The organism is Bradyrhizobium embrapense (assembly GCF_001189235.2).
Classification (GTDB): domain Bacteria; phylum Pseudomonadota; class Alphaproteobacteria; order Rhizobiales; family Xanthobacteraceae; genus Bradyrhizobium; species Bradyrhizobium embrapense.
In genome coordinates this window covers 570,746-588,267 of record NZ_LFIP02000004.1, presented here as the reverse complement: position 1 = coordinate 588,267, position 17,522 = coordinate 570,746, and the positions used below count along the sequence as shown (strand labels likewise).

Below are 17,522 nucleotides of genomic sequence, written 5' to 3'. Positions count from 1 at the left end.
GCAGCCTCTGGGTGTAGTTTCACACAGGAGGAGGCGGCTTTGCCAGCGTGATTTAGCGCGATCACTTGCTCTTCACTTGCCCTTCACTTGCTTTGGGCGGACGGCAATTATAGGCCCGGCGGAACCCGGCGGCCTGCGCATCCTCCTCGGAGCAAAACCAGCGATCCGGATTGCTGAGGCCCGGGTAACTGCGGCACGCCTGCAAATGATAGATGCCGACATTGCCGGTGACGCGGGCGCGCACGGCGTACTTGCCCTTGATGTTGCAGCTTGCCGGCATCGGCAGGTCGTCCGGGAAGAGCGCAGTACGGATCTGCGTATCACGGTCGGTGGGGCAGGCGTTGCCGAGCAGGGCGCCGTCCTTCTTGCCGAGACGAAAATCGCGCGGCGCCACGAAGCAGCCCTTCCACAGCCCGGCACGACTGTCGTTGGCGGTGGCTTGATCCGGCTTGAATCGGCCAGTGGCCGACGTCTCGACGTTGAGGGCATAGCCCTTCTGTACCATCACTTGGCTGAGGCTGGTTGGGTCGCCCTCGAGCTTGCAGACGCCGAGACGGCGCTTCTTGAAGGTCGGATCGACGCCGATGTCGTCGCAATGAATCGGCTTGCCGCCGATCAGCTTGGTCAGCTGGTCGCGCGCCTCTATCCCGCAGGTCCAGACGTCGGCGTGCTCGTCGATGCAGAGCTGGTCGGCCGCCGGCGCGTCGATGCCGTCGAGCCGGTAAACCGTGTTGCCGAGCTGAACCGTGCCGGCATCCTTGACGATCGCCGTGGTGGAGGGGCTACCGGTCGCAGACAAGGCAGCCGTCGCAGACAGGACGGGGCTCGTGGACAGGCAGGTCAGGAGAAGCGTCGTGATGACCGGATTGCGAAACCGCATTTTCTCACTTCAGATCTTTGGCGGGCAGCCGGACTTCTAGCACACGCAGGTACGATCCAACCAAGTCCCGTTCGCGAGATGATGCGTGCGCGCGGTCACATCCCGATCGGCATTCCGCGGCGTAGAACGGCCCGACATTGCCATCGAAGGGATGCTGGTATGGCCGAGTTCATCATCACCATCATTGCCGATGTCGTCACCGAAATCTCGACCCTGCAATGTCTCGCGCGCTGGCGGCGGAAGAGACAGGCGCCTCAACAGACAGCCTCCGATCAAAGATCCGATTGACTTGATGGGAACAAAATAGGAACATGATGTGCCACCTGAATCCCGGATGCCCCATGATGTCTGCACGGCCCGAATCTGATGACGATGACGGGCTGGAAGCGGCTGTCGATCAGGCCATTTCCGCCTGCGGCGGCAATCTGCGCGCGACCATCCGGGCGCTGATCGTGGCCAATGAATTCCTGGAGAACGAGGTCAGCGAGCTGATGAAAGCCGTCGCGAAGGCGCATTCGCGGCCGCTTCAGGACCTATACGGGCTGAAATACCCCTCGGGCTACCGCCAAGGACCGGCCAGGCACAGGCCGAGCATCGGGCCCGGTCAGCATTAGACCGTTGCCTCCGGGGCATTTTGCTGTACCAACGGAGTGGCCCGTGCCGGATTGCGCGGGGAGGAATCCTGCCAAAGCCCACTCAGAAGCCAAGTCCCAAGAAGCCCAAGCAAGAAGAGCATGTTCAAACGAATCCTGATCGCCAACCGCGGCGAGATCGCCTGCCGGGTCATCAAGACCGCGCGCCGTATGGGGATTGAGACGGTTGCCGTCTACTCCGAGGCCGACCGCGATGCGCTGCATGTCGAGATGGCCGACGAGGCCGTGTTGATCGGCCCGCCGGCCGCGGCCGAGAGCTATCTTCTGATCGACAAGATCGTCGAGGCCTGCCGCAAGACCGGCGCGCAGGCGGTTCATCCCGGCTACGGCTTCCTGTCCGAACGCGAGGCGTTTCCGCGCGCGCTGGAGGCGGCCGGCATTGTCTTCATCGGCCCGAACCCCGGCGCCATCGCCGCGATGGGCGACAAGATCGAATCCAAGAAGGCCGCTGCGAAGGCGAAAGTCTCGACCGTGCCGGGCCATCTCGGCGTCATCGAGGACGACAAGCACGCCGTCCAGATCGCCGACGAGATCGGCTATCCCGTGATGATCAAGGCCTCCGCCGGCGGCGGCGGCAAGGGCATGCGCATCGCGCATTCGAAGGCGGAGGTGGCCGAAGGCTTCAACCTCGCCAAGGCCGAGGCGAAGTCGTCGTTCGGCGACGACCGCGTCTTCATCGAGAAATTCATCGTCGATCCCCGGCACATCGAGATCCAGGTGCTCGGCGACAAGCACGGCAACGTGATCTATCTCGGCGAGCGCGAGTGCTCGATCCAGCGCCGCAACCAGAAGGTCATCGAGGAAGCACCGTCGCCGCTGCTCGACGAGCAGACCCGCCGCAAAATGGGCGAGCAGGCGGTCGCGCTGGCCAAGGCCGTGAACTACGATTCGGCCGGCACAGTGGAATTCGTCGCCGGCCAGGACAAGAGCTTCTACTTCCTGGAGATGAACACCCGCCTGCAGGTCGAGCATCCCGTCACCGAGCTGATCACCGGCATCGACCTCGTCGAGCAGATGATCCGCGTCGCGTCCGGCGAAAGGCTCGCGATCGCGCAGAAGGACGTCACGCTGACCGGCTGGGCGGTCGAGTCCCGCGTCTATGCCGAGGATCCGTTCCGCAACTTCCTGCCCTCGATCGGCCGGCTGGTGAAGTACCGTCCGCCGGCCGAGGCCAGCCATGACGGCATCACGATCCGCAACGACACCGGCGTGCAGGAGGGCGGCGAAATATCGATCCATTACGATCCGATGATCGCCAAGCTCGTCACCCATGCCCCGTCGCGCGCCGCCGCAATCGAGGCGCAGGCGACCGCGCTCGACGCCTTCTATGTCGACGGCATCAGGCACAACATTCCGTTCCTGTCGGCCTTGATGAACCATCCGCGCTGGCGCGAGGGCCGGCTCTCGACCGGCTTCATCGCGGAAGAATTCCCGAAGGGGTTTTCCGCGCGTGCGCCCGAAGGCGAGATCGCGCGGCGCCTTGCGGCAGTGGGTGCTGCGATCGATCACGTGCTGGGCGAGCGCAAGCGGCAGATTTCGGGCCAGATGGGCGGCCGCGTCGTGCTGCGCGAGCGCCGCCGCGCGGTGTGGCTCGAGCGCGCCGAAGTCGCGCTCGATGTCGCGCGCGAGGGCGATGCCATCACCGTGCGCTTCATTGGCGCCGACGGGCTGCCCGGCAATCCGCACAATCTGGTGTCGAGCTGGGTGCCGGGCGAGCCGGTCTGGCAGGGCACCATCGACGGCAACTTCGTCGCCGTGCAGGTGCGGGCGATCAATAACGGCTTCCGCCTGGCGCATCAGGGTTTTGAGGTCCCGGTCTATGTCTTCACCGAGACCGAAGCGACCTCGGCGCGGCTGATGCCGGTGGTCTCGGCCGCCGACACCGGCAAGAAGTTGCTGTGCCCGATGCCCGGTCTTGTGGTGTCGATCGCGGTGACCGAGGGGCAGGAGGTCAAGGCCGGCGAGACGCTCGCGGTGGTGGAAGCCATGAAGATGCAGAACGTGCTGCGCGCCGAGCGCGATGGCACGGTCAAGAAGATCCACGCGGCCGCCGGCGCCACGCTCGCGGTCGACGCGCTGATCCTGGAGTTCGCTTAAGACTCGTCATTGCAAGCGAACCGCAGCAATCCATATCTCCTCAAGCCGTGGATTGCTTCGTCGCTTCGCTCCTCGCAATGACGCGGATGGAGACTGCACCATGGCCTTTCGCAAGCGCCGCGAAGCACTGCGATCGATCCTCAACGGATCAACCTGCATCCGCCCGGGTTCGGTCTATGATGCGACCTCGATCCGGATCGCGGAGGATCTCGGCTTCGAGCTCGGCATGTTCGGCGGCTCGGTGGCCTCGCTCGCCGTGCTCGGCGATCCCGATATTGCGCTGATCACGCTGACCGAGTTCGCCGAGCAGATCCGCCGCATGTCGCGGGCCTCGACCCTCCCGGTGCTGGTCGATGCCGACCACGGTTACGGCAACGCCCTCAATGTCCGCCGCACCGTCCAGGAAGTGGAAGCCGCCGGTGCGGCCGGTCTCACTATCGAGGACACGCTGCTGCCGCAGGCGTTCGGCGAGGCCAAGCCGCAGCTGATCTCGCGCGAGGAAGGCGTCGGCAAGATGAAGGCCGCGCTTGACGGCCGCAGCGATCCGTCGCTCGTCATCCTGGGCCGCACCGGCGCCGCGTCGATCACCGATCTCGACGACGCGATCGCGCGTGCCAGGGCCTATGAGGCGGTCGGTGTCGACGGGCTGTTCTTCACCGGCGTCAAGTCGCGCGGCGAGCTCGAGGCGCTCTCGGCCGCGACGATGCTGCCGATCGTGCTCGGCGGCGCGCCGGAAGAGATGACCGCGCTGGATTATCTGGCGAGCCAGCGGGTCAGGATCGCGCTGCAGGGCCACGCGCCGTTCGCGGCCGCAACCCAGGCCGTCTATGAGACGCTAAAGGCGCTGCGCGATGGCACTTCGCCGAAGCACCTCAAGGGCATCGCCTCGTCCGAACTGACCGGCCGCGTCATGCGCGAGGCGGAGACCAAGGCGCGCAGCGGTGAGTTCCTCGGCCTGAAGAAATGAGCGACGTCATCCGCCACGTCACCATCAGCGGGCGCGTACAGGGCGTCGGCTATCGCGCCTGGGTCGACGAGCAGGCAAGCGTGCGCGGCCTCGAAGGCTGGGTCCGCAACCGCCGCGATGGCAGCGTCGAGGCGGTGTTCGCAGGTCCCGATGACGTTGTGGCCGACATGATCGCGGCCTGCCGGCGCGGGCCGTCATCGGCGCGCGTCGCCAATGTGCAGGCAAATCCGGGCACATCAGACCTTTTGAACCTGCGTGGAGCAGGCGAGCGGTTCGCGTTCCTGCCGACGGTGTGACGCGCGGCTTACGCTGCCGAGATCACCAGCGCCTGAATCTTCCCTTCGATAGGACCGTTGCCGAAGCGCTGTGCCAACGCTTCTGCCACACGCTCTGTTGCAGCCTCGAGTCCCGGCTGGCCCCGGCCCTCGATCTCTCCGCGCATCGGCGTGCCCTGGCAGTAGGCCAGGGCGGCATCCTGCGCCGAGCCGGCTGGACTGCGATGGGTGACCAGCTCGATGGCAATGTCGCGGAAGCCGGCAGCGGTCAGGTCGGCGCGGATCCGCTCGGGATCGTGATAGCCATGCGGCGTTCGCGCCATGAACTGCGGCGGATTGCTCGGAAACACCTGGAACATCGTCTGCTGCATGACGTCGGCGAAATCGTTCTCCTCGATCCTGTCCCAGACATTGAAGAAGAAGCGTCCGCCCGATCTGATCACGCGCCGAGCTTCGGCGTAGCCCTTGACGCGGTCGGGGAAGAACATCGCGCCGAACTGGCAGGCGACGATGTCGAAACTCGCATCGCCAAACGGCAGCGACAGCGCGTCGGCCTGCTGCCAGCGGATGTTCGCGTTGCCTGCGAGGTGCGTCTTCGCCTGCGCCAGCATCGGCTCGTTGAGGTCGGTCGCGGTGATCGTCGTATCGGGCAATTCCCCAGCCAGGACCGTCGTGACGGCACCGGTGCCCGCCGCGATCTCCAGCAGGTCGCGCGGCCGGTGGCCCTTGATGCGCTGCGCGAGGTCGCGGGCATAGGGCGCAAAGATCATCGGCACCATGAGCTGGTCGTAGAGCTGTGGAACCGATCCGGCGAAGACCTTGTCGGAAAGGGGGGCTGTCATATGCGTTCCCTCGGAAAGGCGAGTGGCCGGGCCATCACGGGCGGAAGCCGCGACCGAAATATGGACCAGCGAGCCGCTCCGGCCAATGGCTCGAATGGTGTGCCCCGACGCCTGTTCTGCAGCCGGCCGGAGCTCTTGACTTCTGCTCCGAATTGTCTGATATTTCTGTTATGACAGAAATAACCGCCAAGAAGAAACTTCCTGCCGCTGTCGAGCGCTTCATCCTGCATTGGGGCGACATGGGCGACGAATGGGGCGTCAACCGCTCGGTCAGCCAGATCCACGGGCTGCTCTATCTCGCCGAGGCGCCGATGACCGCCGAGGACATCGCCGACACGCTCGGCATGGCGCGCTCGAACGTCTCAAACTCGATCAAGGAGCTGTTGTCCTGGGGCCTGATCCGGCGGGTGCCGATCCTCGGCGATCGCCGCGACCATTTCGAGGCCGAGACCGATATCTGGGAGGTCGCAGCCAAGATCGCCGCCGGCCGCAAGGAGCGCGAGATCGATCCGGCGCTGGTGGCGCTGCGCGCCTGCGTCTCCGACGCGGCCGACGATCCCGCCATCAGCCCGCTCGCCAGCAAGCGGCTGAAGGAGATGCTGACATTCACCGAGCTGGTCGACCGCTGGTACACGCAGATGCTGAACGTGCCGCGGCCGCGTCTGGTCGCCCTGGTCAAGCTCGGCGAGAAGATCGTGAGTTTCCTGCCCACAGGCAGAGCCAAATAGGGGCGACGGCGTAACGGGAGTGTGCGATGACGTCAGCAAGGATATCCACCTTAAAGACAGCGCCGGCTTCCGATACGAAACTGCTCGACGATCATCGCTTCCGCGCATTGCTGTCCGACGAGGATTGGGGCCGCCTGCCGGTCGCGATCTGGCGGCGCTTCTCGAAGCGGTTCGAGGACGGCAACACCGTCGTCTATGTTGGTGAGGTCGAGGAGGCCTCGAGCAGCCGCGCCGGCTGGTGGCTGGCACAGGCCGCGCGGCTGATCGGCGGCCCGCTTCCGACCGGTACCCAGACCCGTGTGCCCGTGATCGTCACGGTCACCGAGGACGCCGCGAGCGGCGGCCAGATCTGGACCCGCATCTGCGCGCGCCGCGACGGCTTTCCGCAGGTGATCCATTCCGCCAAGCGCTTTGCCGGGCCGACCGGGCTCGAGGAGTATGTCGGCTTCGGCGTCAGCATGGCGCTGCGGATCGCGGTCGAGCACGAGGCGCTGGTATTTCACAGCGTCGGCTATTCGTTGCAGTTCGATCCGTTTCGCTTGCCGCTGCCCGATTGGCTCACGCCCGGCGATCTTACCGTGACCCATTCCGATCTCGGCTGCGGCGACTTCCGCTTCACGCTGGAGATCATCCACCCGCGTTTCGGCCGGCTGATCCGTCAGTCCGCCGTGTTCAGGGAGGCTTCGTCATGACGCCGCTGCTTTGGACCCTGGTCGCCATCCAGATCGCGATGGGCGCCTTCGACACCTTCTATCACCACGAATTCACCGAGCGGCTGGCGTGGCGGGCGTCGCAGCGCCATGAGCTGCAGCTGCACAGCGTGCGCAACATGCTCTATGCGCTCCTGTTCCTGGTGCTCGGTTGGCTCGAGGTGCACGGCATTCTCGCGCTGGCCATTATGGCCGTGCTGGTCATCGAGGTTGTCATCACGCTGATGGATTTCGTGGAAGAGGATTTGAGCCGAAAGCTACCGCCGAGCGAGCGGATCAATCACACGCTGCTCGCGATCAACTACGGCGCCATCCTCGTGCTGCTGGTGCCGGTCCTGATCGGCTGGGCGATGCTGCCGACGGCTGTGACGCCGGCTTATGCGGGTCTGCTTAGCCTGTTCGCAACCGCCGCAGCCTTCGGCGCGGCGCTGTTCGCTGTGCGTGACTTCGCCGCCGCCAGGCGGCTGGGACGGATGTCCAGCGGGCCGGCCGCCGCCCTGGTCGAGAAACTCCCGGCGCGGCAGACCGTGCTCGTCACCGGCGCGACCGGTTTCATCGGCAGCCGTCTCGTCGCAAGTCTCGCTGTGTCGGGTCATCAGGTCATCGCGCTGATCCGCAATCCGGCAAAGGCCGAGATGCTGCCGCCGCCGGTGACGTTGATTACGAGCCTCGACCAGTTGCCTGCCGGCACAGGGATCGACGCCGTCGTCAATCTCGCAGGCGAACCGATCGGCAACGGTCTGTGGACCGAGGCCAAGCGGCGCAGGATCATCGCCTCGCGGATAGACATGACGGCCGACGTCGTCAGGCTGATCGCGCGGCTCGAACGCAAGCCGTCGGTGCTGGTGAGCGGCTCCGCGATCGGTTGGTACGGTCTCTGGCAGGACCAGGTGCTGACGGAGTCGGCGAAATCCCACGCCTGCTTCAGCCACGAACTGTGCGAGGCCTGGGAGAACGCGGCGAAGCCGGCCGCCGATCACGGCGTGCGCGTGGCGTATTTGCGGATCGGTCTCGTGGTCGGCACCGATGGCGGGTTCATCACGCGGATGCTGACGCCGTTCGAGTTCGGTCTCGGCGGACCGCTCGGTTCGGGCAAGCAGTGGATGTCATGGATCGAGCGCGACGATCTGGTGCGCCTGATCGCACATGTGATCGCGAAGCCGGAGCTCTCAGGGCCGATCAACGCGACGGCGCCGATCCCGGTGACCAACACGAAATTCACCGAAGAGCTGGGGCGGCGCCTGCACCGGCCTGCGATCTTCCGCGTGCCCGCCGCGCTGCTCCGTGCCGTCGGTGGCGACTTTGCCAACGAGCTGTTGCTCGGCGGTCAGCGCGTGCTGCCGAACAAGGCGCTGAGCAACGGCTTCGTGTTCCGGCACGAAACCTTGCGTAGCGCATTCGAGGCGATCTTGTGAGGAGGGCGAGATGTCGAGCACTTGTTCCCGCGCATTCGGAAGTTGGCTCGCTGGATGTGGAGCCGCGACGGCGGTTCTCTCCGGCGTTGCTCAGACGCTCCTGATCGTCGCATCCGGCGGCGACATCATGAGGCTGCTGGGAGGCGCCATCGCGCTTCTGCTTCCCTCGTTTCTGGTCTTTGTTACCACATGTCTGCTGACCGCGGTTCCCGCAGCTATCGCGATCTGGCTAAGTGAGCAGTTCCAGATCCGAGGCGCCGGGTTCTTTGCCGGCACAGGCGCTACGATCGGTGCGTTTTGTATCACGGTGCTGCTGCGGTCTCCAGTCGTCTGGACATCCGGACTTGTCTGTCTGTTTGCGGCCGCCGGATTTGTCGCGGGCCTGACTTACTGGTTTGTCTTGAGACAGCTCGAAGCCGCCGAGCATTCGTTGTGATGCCGGGGAGCTGTGCCGCACTACGCCGCAGACGCCACGCTCCGGAACGTTGCAGCCAGCGTCCGCAACGCCGCGAGCTTCGCGGGATCGCTGACCTTCGAATGCAGCACCACCTTTGAGGCGCCGAGCCGCGGCAGCTTGTGCGCGGGTCCGATGTCGATCAAGCCCGGCGGCGCAATGCGGCGGACGAGGGGAGCAACCGCAAGGTCCGCGAGCGCGGCAGCCGCTACCGCCGTAACGCCGCCGCCGACGAAGCTTTCGGTCCATTCGATGCCGGCCTTGTCGAGCGAGCGCACGGCGAGCGCACGCACGCCGCAGGGCGGCGCCAGTGTAGCGAGCGGCAGCGCATCGCCGCGCGGCCAGACGAAGCGCCTGGCGGCGAACCAACCGAATTCGTCTTCGGCCAATTTCTCGCCGCCGCGACGGCTGCCTTCCTGACGGACGATCACGGCGTCGAGCTCGCCGGCATCGTAGGCGTCGAGCATCTCGCGCGAGAAGCCAATCGTCACGGCGAGTGCAAGCTGTGAGGCCATCGCGTGCAGCCGCTCCAGCAGCGGCACCAGCTCCGCGCCCGCAGCGTGATCGCTGATCCCGAGTGTGAGCTGTTGCCGCGCCGGCTTCTCGCCGGACAACGCGCGGTCATGCACCTCGATCAACGCGCGGGCGTGATGCAGGAACGCCGCGCCGTCGGCGGTCAGCCGCACCGCGCGCGGCGAGCGCTCGACCAGCCGCTTGCCGAGCACGGTCTCGAGCCGCTGCAATTTCATGCTGATCGCCGCCTGCGTGGTGCCGTGCGCTTCGGCGGCACGGGTGAAGCCCTGCAGCTCAGCGACCAGGAGGAAGGCCTGCACGGTGTCGATATCGAGCGTCGCGGTCATGATCAAAGATCGTTATCATTGCTATACATATAGATAAGATACCAAGATGATGCGAAAAGGTCTAGCTAAAGACGGCGCGATTGACCGCGCCGACCGATTCAAGGAGACCGATCATGCCGCTCATCACCGTCACCTACGCGACCTCCCGCGAGAGGCCGTCGCTGAAGTCCGAGATCGCCGCCGCCGTGTCGGATCTGACCGCAGGGATTCTGCACAAGGATCCCAAGGTCACCGCCATCATCGTGAAGTCCGCCGATGCCGCCGACTGGTTCGCAGGCGGCAAGTCGCTCGCCGAGCAGGGGCTCGCGAGCTACTGGCTCGACGTCCATGTCAGCGAAGGCACCAACACCAAGGACGAGAAGGCGGCCTATCTCGCCGCGCTGTTCAAGCGGATGGGCGAGCTGCTCGGGCCGCTCCACACCGAGAGCTACGCCCATGTCGACGAGGTAAAGGGCGATGCCTACGGTTTCGGCGGTCTGACCCAGGAACGCCGCTACATCGCCGGCAAGCTTGAGGTCGCGCCGCAGAAGGCGGCGTGAGCCTCAGGCTGTCGCTTCCGGCAGGCGCGCTGCGGTGTCGCCGAACACCTCGGCAAATGCCTGCCGGAGCGCGATGTCGACATCGGCCATCGTGACCGGCAGTCCAAGATCGACCAGCGAGGTCACGCCATAGCGCGGATCGACGACGCCGCATGGCACGATGGCCTGGAAGTGCGAGAGGTCGGGCTCGACATTGATCGCGATGCCGTGGAACGAGACCCAGCGGCGCAGCCTGACGCCGATCGCAGCGATCTTGTCCTCATGTCCCGGGCCTTTATCCGGGCGTTTCACCCAGACCCCGACGCGGTCCTCGCGGCGTTCGCCGCGGATGTTAAAGGCGGCGAGCGTGCGGATGATCCATTCCTCCAGCGAGGCGACGTAGGCGCGCACGTCCGGCCTGCGCCGCTTGAGGTCGAGCATCACATAGGCAACGCGCTGGCCCGGGCCGTGATAGGTGACCTGGCCGCCGCGGCCGCTCTGGAAGGTCGGAAAGCGCGGGGCAAGCAAATCGTCCGGCTTGCCACTGGTACCGGATGTGTAGAGCGGCGGATGCTCAAGCAGCCACACCAGTTCAGGTGCCGAGCCGGCGGCGATCGCCGCCACCCTTGCGTCCATTGCGGCGAGAGAATCGGGGTAGGGCACCGGACCGTCCGCGATCAGCCACTCGACCGCTTGGCCGCCCACAGGGTGCGCAAAGGTCGTCAAATCGAGGCGTTGGCGGTCGTTAACCATTAGCTAACCCTAACGTGGTCAGGTGAAACCACAATTTAGTTCCGGTTCGGCGGTTCAGAAGTGCCCACGCTCGATAAAGTCAGCGTCGATCTCATGGTGGTTCTCGGTACCACCACCATGCCGATTCACCAGGTCATGCGGCTGTCCCGTGGCGCCATCATCGAACTGGATGCCACCGAGGCCGACGAGGTCAAGATCCTCGCCAACAACCTGCCGGTGGCCAGCGGCGTCGTCCTGGTCGATCGCAACCGGATTGCGGTCGAGGTCAAGCAAATGCTGCCGAAATCTCCCGGGGTTCGCAGTTAATTTCACGCATCAAGCGCCTTGTCCCTGCATCCGTGATTTGTTACATGGCCCCCTCGATGCGGCGGCGCCTTAGGGTTCCATCCGACATCCTTAGCGCTCGTGGCGGAATTGGTAGACGCGCTGCCTTGAGGTGGCAGTGGGTAACACCGTGGGGGTTCGAGTCCCTCCGAGCGCACCACACTTGGAATTTCCAATTGAAATTGTTGCGGTTTTAGCGCCCATGCTCCCGGTTCGGGATGTGGGGCAACGTCGAACGGTGGAGTTCAGGTCCGCTTCCGTCCTGCGCGGAAGCCCACCATAACGACGCCCGCCCAGGTGAATCACCCCCGGCGATTCTCCCCCTGGACTCGCTATCTTCCGTCCTTCGTCGGCTGGTCGAAGATCGACGCGACGGGGCGGTCGTTCACCGTTTCCACCAACGGCTGAAGTAAAGAAACAGCATCGCGCCGGCGATTGCGGGGCCGCCAGGGAACGGCAGGACGGCGAGTGCCGCGACGATGACCAGTGCCGTAATGAACCATGGCTGCTTTCTCCCGCTTGGTGCCGACGGGGCCGCAGCCTGCACCGCGCGCGTCACGCTCGCTGGCGGTGGCGGAACATTGGGAATGCGCGGGGGGGCCGGCGCTGCGGTGCGCGCTTGCGCCGTCCGCTTCTTTTCGTCCTGTCGTGCCAGCGCGACCAGCACCGGGTCCGGCGGTGGCGGCGGCCGCTCGGCGGGACTCCATTGCCGGCCCGGCGGCGCCTGGCCGGCGGCTGCGGCCTTGCGGAATGCGGTGCGCGTCGGGCGCCGCGCAGAAGGGACGGATCGATATTGCGCGGCGAGGCGCTGTGCTCGTTGCAATAACGGCGTGCCGCTTTCCGGATCTACCATCGCGGCGAAATGGCCGAAGCCGAGCAGCGACCGGATCACGTCCTTGCCGGGCCCGAAGTGCTTGCCGGCCGGTCCGTGGCGCTCGACCTGCTGCAGCACGGCGCGGTAACGGCGCAGCAGCTCGCGCGGCACGGCTACCGCCTCGTTGACGGTGAGGCCGGTGACCTCCTGGCGCGTCGAGCGGCGCATCACGCGCGTCTTGTCGGGATGGACCTTGAACCCTTCGGCCTCGACGATGCCGTGCACGGCCTTGAGCAAGGTGCCGATCTTCTTCAAGGCTTCGCCCGAGCCGGAGAAGGTCAGATCGTCGGCGTAGCGGCTGTAGGCGAAGCCAAGTGTGCGCGCGAGCCCGACAAGACGTCGGTCGAGCTTGCGGCAGATCAGGTTGGTGATCGCCGGGCTGCTCGGCGCGCCCTGCGGCAGCAGCCGGGGGCCGTCGGCGACGAAGTGGCGTTCACCGTCGAGCGTCACTTCGTCGACCATTGGCTCGGTACACAACAGCGCGAGCGGAATCGCGACAGCTTCAGCATAGCCGAGCGCCTCGAACAGGCCCTTGACCCGCGCGTAGGTCAGGGTCGGGAAGAAATCCTTGAGATCGAGATTGATCACCACGTCGCGGCCGACATGGTTGCGTGCATTGGTCAGGATGGAGCGCTGCGCTGCAAAGCCGTGCGCGGCATCATGGAGCGGCACCCGCGCGAGGATATTGTCCAGCACCCAATATTGCGCGCGCTTGAGACGCGGCATCGGCGCCGAGATCAACCGCTCGCCGCCGCTCTTCTTGGGGATCGTGAAGCGCTGATAGTGGTTGACCGACGCCACTTTTCTGTTGAAGGCGAGGAAGCGCAATTCGCCCAGCGCATGCCCATCGCGTCAGCCAGTGCCTTGGCATCGGCGAGCGGAGGCAGGCCGTCATGCAACGGCGTGGTGGTCGTACGGTTATGCAGGCCGGGCGAGACGTCCTCGCCGAGATAGAGCACGTCGCGCTTGCGCCGATCATACCAGGCAAAGGCCCGGCTTTGACGTGCCTCCGCGTTGCGACGCTTGGTCTCCTGCCGCCGCGCCATCGCTTCGGCCTTGCGGCGCTTGTGCATCTCCTTCAGCGCCCGCTCGGGATCTCCGAGCATGGCGTTCTGACGCTGCAACTCGGTGAGTTCGCGCATTGCGTCTGCGCGGGCGCGGATCACGTCCGCGGCCGGCGCAGGCGCGTCTTCGCCGTCGGGCCAGAAACCGAGCCGGATCATCTCTTCGAGGATGACCTCGTCCTTCGACGACTGGCGGATGCGGTCGTAGAGTTCCTGACGCGTCAGCGTGCCGGGAGCAACGGTCTCGTTCATGCGGCGAGCCCTCCGCTCAGGAGGGCGGCGGCGGTCTTGCGGAGGGGGATCGGAAAGGGCGCAGGCCGGGTTGCCTTCGTCTCTTCTAAGAACTGGATCGATCCACTCGACGCCGGGGCGTCCACCCGTACGCAATTGGGTTCAAGGAACCCATTCTGCGATTGCGTACGGGTGGACTGCCCCGGCCCAGTGAAGATCGGGCCAGTGACGCGTGCGCGGTCATGATGCAAGGACGGCGATACGCCGCCCGGATTGCAAGGTCCTGACCGGCCTGCGCCCTTCCGAATGCAGTGATACGCGAATTGTCGTGGCCGGTTCAAGCCGGCTCTGCGGATGGCAGCTCTCATGTCACTCATGCGATGGCGGGCCCGTCCTGGGCGACGCCCTCGACTTGCGAATGGAATATCCGTCGCAATGCGAGCATGTGTTCGCAAGGGCCGCGCATCATCTTGTTGTGCCCGTAGAAATGACAGCTGCACCGCGCCTCGACGAGACGGTCGTCATCGTCGATGACGAGATTCACCTGCTCGGTGCGGGCGTTGTCGAGCACGCTGCCGTTGATCGCGCGAACGCCATGGTTGCGATCGATATTGCCGATCGTCACGAGGTTGGCGTTGATCAGGCGATCGGCTTTCTCCTCCTGCGCGCTGGCGAAGCGCAACTGGGCGGGCGACAGCGGCTCGCGCGTCAGCTCGCGCAGGCGGTACAGCGACTTGTCGAGGTCGAACATCACGCGTCCGGCCTGGGTGTAGGCCGTCAGTGCCGCATGCACGAGCGCCTGGTCGACGCCGGTGTGCTGAGCCAGCTCAGCGGCGGTCGCCGTATGCGACTTGCCGAGCGCTGCGAAAACGCGTTGGGCGGTGTCGTTGTCGATCCTGTGGCGTGGCGCGAGCAGGTCGAATTGTCCGGCGGAGGACCAGTCGTTCGCGGTCCAGCCGGACAGGCCGAGCGTGAAGCGCAGACCGCCGAAGTCGACCACGAAGAACGATGGCAGGCCGGTCCCGGTCAAATGCACCTGCACCGACCGCGCCAGCGGCAGCGCCCGTCCGAGGATCGCAAGCCGCCGGCGGCCCCAGATGCGGACCTCGGCGGGTGACTTGCCGCGATAGATCGAGCGGCGGAAGGTGAGCCGGTCGTGCCACGGCTCGATGACCACCTCCACCGGCGCATCCGGCTTCAGCACGAAGCGCAGCGAGCGCGGGCCGGCTTGTTCCTTCCTCTGCGCGAGGCGGGTGAGGATATTGGCCATGTCCACCGGATGCAGGTCGAACACATGCGCCGGCAAGGTCATGGCGCTCGACACTTGCAGGAAGCCGCGCACCCAGCTGTCCGGCAGATCGATCTTTTCCTCGCGGAAGTCGAGGTCGTCGCCGGTTTGCACCTCGAATCCGGACGGGTCGATGGTGAGCGTGGTGTCGCGATAGGAGCGGATCTTCTGGAATTCGTCGTAGAGGGCGTGGCTGTAGTCGATATTGGTGGTGCCGAACGCCATCTCGCCGAGGCTCTCGAACACGTCGTGGTCGCACGACAGCCGCCCGTAGCTGGATTCGTCGAGGCTGAAGCACTCGAAGAAGATCTCGTCGGGATGCACCGTGATCACCGGGTCGAGCACGATCCAGGCATCGCGGTTCTGCTTGTAGAGGTAGTTGAAATAGGATTGCCGCGCGGCCCAGAACGGCTTCATCAGCCGATCGCGCTCGCGGTCGAAGCCGCGGATGCGGTCCTGCAATTCCGCGATGCGCGGCTTGAGCGCCGCGGACTGCGCCGTCGCCTCGGCGAGGAAATTGGCCTCGTTCTGCTTCAGCCACTCGAAATAGGCGGTACGGTCGCGCGGCTTGAAGCGCAAGTCCGACACGACGACATGATGCAGTGCAGAGATCGCCTCGCGGAACGCAAGATGGCGTGCGACCTTGCCGGTGAAGAATGTCGGCTGGCGCAGCGTGTCCGGCGCGAAGGCGAACGACGACGAGGCGGCATCGGACGAGGCGCTGGTGCTGCCGAGAAACCGATATGCGAAATTCATGCGGCGTTTCCGCTGGTTTGCGAGCCGCCGCCCGGCAACGTCCGGCCGGCGCGCGCCACGGTGACGGGGAGCGTGAGATCCGGCCAGGCATGCGCGATGTCGCGCAGGATGATCAGCGCCGGCGCCTTGTCGCGCAGAGTCACGCTGAGCGTGAAGTCGTGCAGCAGCTGCGCGATCGCGGCGGCGCGGTCCCGGTGCGCCAGCGCCTCGTTGCGCAGCGCCGTGAAGATCCGGTCCTTGGCGATGCGCCCGCGGTTGATCTGCATCAGGATGATGCGGGCCTGCGTGAGGAATTTGGCGAAGATCGCTGCATCCGCCAGCGAATCGCCTGTGATCAGCTCGGTGACGAAGAGATGGAAGCTGCCGGAGGGGTGCTCCAATACGCGCCCCAGCACCTCGGCGACATCGCCGTCAGCGAGGCTGCGCCGCAGCAGCAGGCGAGCGCCGTCCTGCACCGCAGGCACGGTCGAGTCCGCCATCACTGCCAGCGCCGCCGCCGGCAGCGCGTTGCTGGGCCATGCCGTGAGGCGGTTCACTGCGACGGTTCGTACATCGTCCCATTCGCTCTCGACCAGCAGCACGGCATTTTGTGGGTCGGCGCGGAAGCGGGGCTCGTCGGTCGCAAACGCGTGCAGCGCGAAGCGGCGCACGGTGGCGAACGAATGGTTGCCGAGGCGGGCGAGCTGACGGACCGAGAAGCGCGACGCGTCGCGGCTCTCCAGCAGCTTTGCGCCCAGCATGCGGGCGCCGGCCGCGCGCGCCTGCAGCAGGCGCCACAGCGTGCCGTCGTCGATTGCAGCCGCTGCCTGCGGCAAGGCCTCGACGAAGAGGGTGACCATGTCGGCGGCATGGCCTTCGACCGGCTCAGTGCGGAAGAAGCCGGCCATCAACGCATCGTGCAACCGGATGGCGAAGGCCTCATCGGTCGCCGCGAGGCGCGCAACGAGCGGCCGCGCGGCCGCTCGCAGCCCTGTGTGAGCGCCGGTGGCCGCCAATGCGATGCCATCGCGATGTTGCGCGAGCGCGGCGTCGTCGAGCCGTGCCAGAAGACTCATCGAGGCAATACGAATTTCCGGCGCGTCGGCCTGCAGGATCGCCTGCCAGAACGCTGTCGGCAGGTCGTCAGGCCGCGTCGGTGTCACCGCGATCAGCTGGATGCTGGCCGCCTGCACGTCAGGGCTGGCGTGGCCGGTCAGACTTTCGATCACCTCCGGCTGCAGCGGGCAGTCGCGATCAGGCCAGAGCTGTGGCAGCAGCGCGAGAGCCGCGGCGAGGCCGGCGCGCAGCGTGTCGTCGAGTTCGGCCGGCAATTGTGCGAGCCAGGCAGCGAACGCTTCCGTCGCACGAGCGCGTTGGTCCCGTGAAGGCGCTCGGTCGCGCAGCCAGCCGCGCGTACGGCCTTGCACGTGCTCGTCCGGACTCGTCAGCGCGGCGCGTGCGAGGGCGGCATCGGCAAACGGCCAGTCGGGGCGGTCGTCAATGGCACGGATGGCCAGGTCGCGCATGTCAGGTGCGGGCGCCTGGAGCAGGGCGGCGATCAATGCCGCATCGGCCTTGCCTGCATCGATCAGGCGCCGCGCGATCGTGGCCGCGAGCGCACTGACCTCGGGATAGGGCGAGGCCAGCAGGCCGCCGATCGCAGCCACATCCATCGCATCGGGCCGCGGCGGGCCCTGCCGCAGCGCCCCTGCCGCGAAGCGCGCGGCCGCATGATTCCGCGCCAGCGTCGCGATCCGCAGCAGCCGCTGCGGCTGCGCATCCCATAGCGCGGGGAAGGCTTCCTCGCGCTGCACGGGCGTGCGCGTGCCGACATGGCGATGGGTGAGAGCCTTG

The 17,522-nt window shown here is 66.0% G+C and carries 18 protein-coding genes, 1 tRNA gene and 1 pseudogene; 12 read left to right on the top strand and 8 right to left on the bottom strand.

Going from position 1 to position 17,522, the window contains the following annotated elements:
- Positions 1–61 precede the first annotated feature (61 nt).
- The gene (locus AKN83_RS21630) at positions 62–880 is read right to left on the bottom strand and encodes a thermonuclease family protein (protein WP_050405573.1); all 819 of its coding nucleotides are present in this window, start codon (positions 878–880) and stop codon (positions 62–64) included.
- A gap of 159 nt (positions 881–1,039) precedes the next feature.
- Between AKN83_RS21630 and AKN83_RS41750 the strand changes: the two genes are divergently transcribed.
- The 5 genes and pseudogenes from AKN83_RS41750 to AKN83_RS21610 all read left to right on the top strand — a co-directional run bounded on the left by AKN83_RS41750 (position 1,040) and on the right by AKN83_RS21610 (position 4,893).
- Positions 1,040–1,168, top strand: coding sequence for a hypothetical protein (locus AKN83_RS41750; RefSeq protein WP_283807390.1), 129 nt, complete (start codon positions 1,040–1,042; stop codon positions 1,166–1,168).
- 53 nt (positions 1,169–1,221) lie between these two features.
- Positions 1,222–1,426 (top strand): annotated as a pseudogene (locus AKN83_RS21625) (hypothetical protein).
- A 188-nt stretch (positions 1,427–1,614) separates the two neighbouring features.
- On the top strand, positions 1,615–3,630 hold the full coding sequence (locus AKN83_RS21620) for an acetyl-CoA carboxylase biotin carboxylase subunit (RefSeq protein ID WP_063695455.1): 2,016 nt from the start codon (positions 1,615–1,617) through the stop codon (positions 3,628–3,630).
- Positions 3,631–3,730: 100 nt separating this feature from the next.
- Positions 3,731–4,597 (top strand): isocitrate lyase/PEP mutase family protein, encoded by an 867-nt coding sequence (locus AKN83_RS21615; RefSeq protein ID WP_050399820.1) that lies wholly within the window; start codon positions 3,731–3,733, stop codon positions 4,595–4,597.
- Positions 4,594–4,893 (top strand): acylphosphatase, encoded by a 300-nt coding sequence (locus AKN83_RS21610; RefSeq protein ID WP_050399819.1) that lies wholly within the window; start codon positions 4,594–4,596, stop codon positions 4,891–4,893. The genes AKN83_RS21615 and AKN83_RS21610 overlap by 4 nt, the downstream gene beginning before the upstream one ends.
- A gap of 8 nt (positions 4,894–4,901) precedes the next feature.
- On the opposite strand, the gene AKN83_RS21605 is transcribed toward AKN83_RS21610, so the two are convergent.
- Positions 4,902–5,714 carry a class I SAM-dependent methyltransferase gene (locus tag AKN83_RS21605; RefSeq protein WP_050399818.1) on the bottom strand — a complete coding sequence of 271 codons (813 nt, stop codon included), beginning with the start codon at positions 5,712–5,714 and terminating at the stop codon, positions 4,902–4,904.
- A gap of 170 nt (positions 5,715–5,884) precedes the next feature.
- Between AKN83_RS21605 and AKN83_RS21600 the strand changes: the two genes are divergently transcribed.
- From AKN83_RS21600 to AKN83_RS21585, 4 genes are read left to right on the top strand one after another with little or no spacing between them, the layout of a single operon-like run.
- Positions 5,885–6,442: a GbsR/MarR family transcriptional regulator gene (locus tag AKN83_RS21600; RefSeq protein WP_050399817.1), complete on the top strand. Its 558-nt coding sequence runs from the start codon at positions 5,885–5,887 to the stop codon at positions 6,440–6,442.
- Positions 6,443–6,468: 26 nt separating this feature from the next.
- Positions 6,469–7,134, top strand: coding sequence for a DUF4166 domain-containing protein (locus AKN83_RS21595; RefSeq protein ID WP_050399816.1), 666 nt, complete (start codon positions 6,469–6,471; stop codon positions 7,132–7,134).
- Positions 7,131–8,567, top strand: a complete 1,437-nt coding sequence (locus tag AKN83_RS21590; RefSeq protein WP_050399815.1) for a TIGR01777 family oxidoreductase — start codon at positions 7,131–7,133, stop codon at positions 8,565–8,567. The genes AKN83_RS21595 and AKN83_RS21590 overlap by 4 nt, the downstream gene beginning before the upstream one ends.
- Positions 8,568–8,577: 10 nt before the next feature.
- Positions 8,578–9,003 (top strand): hypothetical protein, encoded by a 426-nt coding sequence (locus AKN83_RS21585; RefSeq protein WP_050399814.1) that lies wholly within the window; start codon positions 8,578–8,580, stop codon positions 9,001–9,003.
- Positions 9,004–9,023: 20 nt separating this feature from the next.
- Here AKN83_RS21585 and AKN83_RS21580 read toward each other — a convergent pair whose 3' ends face one another.
- Positions 9,024–9,881, bottom strand: coding sequence for a LysR family transcriptional regulator (locus AKN83_RS21580; protein WP_050399813.1), 858 nt, complete (start codon positions 9,879–9,881; stop codon positions 9,024–9,026).
- 113 nt (positions 9,882–9,994) lie between these two features.
- On the opposite strand from AKN83_RS21580, the gene AKN83_RS21575 reads away from it, so the two are divergent.
- A complete protein-coding gene (locus AKN83_RS21575; RefSeq protein WP_050399812.1) occupies positions 9,995–10,420 on the top strand; it encodes a tautomerase family protein in 426 nt (141 codons plus the stop codon).
- A 3-nt stretch (positions 10,421–10,423) separates the two neighbouring features.
- Here AKN83_RS21575 and lipB read toward each other — a convergent pair whose 3' ends face one another.
- Positions 10,424–11,152: a lipoyl(octanoyl) transferase LipB gene (gene lipB, locus AKN83_RS21570; protein ID WP_050399811.1), complete on the bottom strand. Its 729-nt coding sequence runs from the start codon at positions 11,150–11,152 to the stop codon at positions 10,424–10,426.
- A gap of 60 nt (positions 11,153–11,212) precedes the next feature.
- Here lipB and AKN83_RS21565 point away from each other — a divergent pair, with 60 nt between their 5' ends.
- Positions 11,213–11,458, top strand: a complete 246-nt coding sequence (locus AKN83_RS21565; protein WP_021080574.1) for a FliM/FliN family flagellar motor switch protein — start codon at positions 11,213–11,215, stop codon at positions 11,456–11,458.
- A gap of 93 nt (positions 11,459–11,551) precedes the next feature.
- Positions 11,552–11,636, top strand: a tRNA-Leu gene (locus AKN83_RS21560).
- Between the two features lie 225 nt (positions 11,637–11,861).
- Here the strand turns inward: AKN83_RS21560 and AKN83_RS21555 are convergent.
- The 4 genes from AKN83_RS21555 to AKN83_RS41285 form a co-directional block, all read right to left on the bottom strand.
- The gene (locus tag AKN83_RS21555) at positions 11,862–13,151 is read right to left on the bottom strand and encodes a reverse transcriptase family protein (RefSeq protein ID WP_063695454.1); all 1,290 of its coding nucleotides are present in this window, start codon (positions 13,149–13,151) and stop codon (positions 11,862–11,864) included.
- Complete coding sequence (locus AKN83_RS41290) at positions 13,088–13,666, bottom strand: hypothetical protein (RefSeq protein WP_063695453.1); 579 nt, start codon at positions 13,664–13,666, stop codon at positions 13,088–13,090. The genes AKN83_RS21555 and AKN83_RS41290 overlap by 64 nt, the downstream gene beginning before the upstream one ends.
- Before the next feature lie 352 nt (positions 13,667–14,018).
- A complete protein-coding gene (locus AKN83_RS21545; protein ID WP_050399810.1) occupies positions 14,019–15,689 on the bottom strand; it encodes an SWIM zinc finger family protein in 1,671 nt (556 codons plus the stop codon).
- Entirely contained in the window at positions 15,686–17,482 is a 1,797-nt protein-coding gene (locus AKN83_RS41285) for a hypothetical protein (RefSeq protein WP_244522040.1), read from the bottom strand. Before AKN83_RS41285 ends, AKN83_RS21545 begins: the two co-directional genes overlap by 4 nt.
- Positions 17,483–17,522: the final 40 nt, after the last annotated feature.

What these genes read in the sequence shown, in the direction of transcription:
- AKN83_RS21605 (WP_050399818.1), bottom strand. Translation starts at nt 5,714, where the DNA reads ATGACAGCCCCCCTTTCCGACAAGGTCTTCGCCGGATCGGTTCCACAG.
- AKN83_RS21630 (WP_050405573.1), bottom strand. Translation starts at nt 880, where the DNA reads ATGCGGTTTCGCAATCCGGTCATCACGACGCTTCTCCTGACCTGCCTG.
- lipB (WP_050399811.1), bottom strand. Translation starts at nt 11,152, where the DNA reads ATGGTTAACGACCGCCAACGCCTCGATTTGACGACCTTTGCGCACCCT.
- AKN83_RS41750 (WP_283807390.1), top strand. Translation starts at nt 1,040, where the DNA reads ATGGCCGAGTTCATCATCACCATCATTGCCGATGTCGTCACCGAAATC.
- AKN83_RS21575 (WP_050399812.1), top strand. Translation starts at nt 9,995, where the DNA reads ATGCCGCTCATCACCGTCACCTACGCGACCTCCCGCGAGAGGCCGTCG.
- AKN83_RS41290 (WP_063695453.1), bottom strand. Translation starts at nt 13,666, where the DNA reads ATGAACGAGACCGTTGCTCCCGGCACGCTGACGCGTCAGGAACTCTAC.
- AKN83_RS21580 (WP_050399813.1), bottom strand. Translation starts at nt 9,881, where the DNA reads ATGACCGCGACGCTCGATATCGACACCGTGCAGGCCTTCCTCCTGGTC.
- AKN83_RS21585 (WP_050399814.1), top strand. Translation starts at nt 8,578, where the DNA reads ATGTCGAGCACTTGTTCCCGCGCATTCGGAAGTTGGCTCGCTGGATGT.
- AKN83_RS21600 (WP_050399817.1), top strand. Translation starts at nt 5,885, where the DNA reads ATGACAGAAATAACCGCCAAGAAGAAACTTCCTGCCGCTGTCGAGCGC.
- AKN83_RS21615 (WP_050399820.1), top strand. Translation starts at nt 3,731, where the DNA reads ATGGCCTTTCGCAAGCGCCGCGAAGCACTGCGATCGATCCTCAACGGA.
- AKN83_RS21610 (WP_050399819.1), top strand. Translation starts at nt 4,594, where the DNA reads ATGAGCGACGTCATCCGCCACGTCACCATCAGCGGGCGCGTACAGGGC.
- AKN83_RS21595 (WP_050399816.1), top strand. Translation starts at nt 6,469, where the DNA reads ATGACGTCAGCAAGGATATCCACCTTAAAGACAGCGCCGGCTTCCGAT.
- AKN83_RS21620 (WP_063695455.1), top strand. Translation starts at nt 1,615, where the DNA reads ATGTTCAAACGAATCCTGATCGCCAACCGCGGCGAGATCGCCTGCCGG.
- AKN83_RS21545 (WP_050399810.1), bottom strand. Translation starts at nt 15,689, where the DNA reads ATGAATTTCGCATATCGGTTTCTCGGCAGCACCAGCGCCTCGTCCGAT.
- AKN83_RS21590 (WP_050399815.1), top strand. Translation starts at nt 7,131, where the DNA reads ATGACGCCGCTGCTTTGGACCCTGGTCGCCATCCAGATCGCGATGGGC.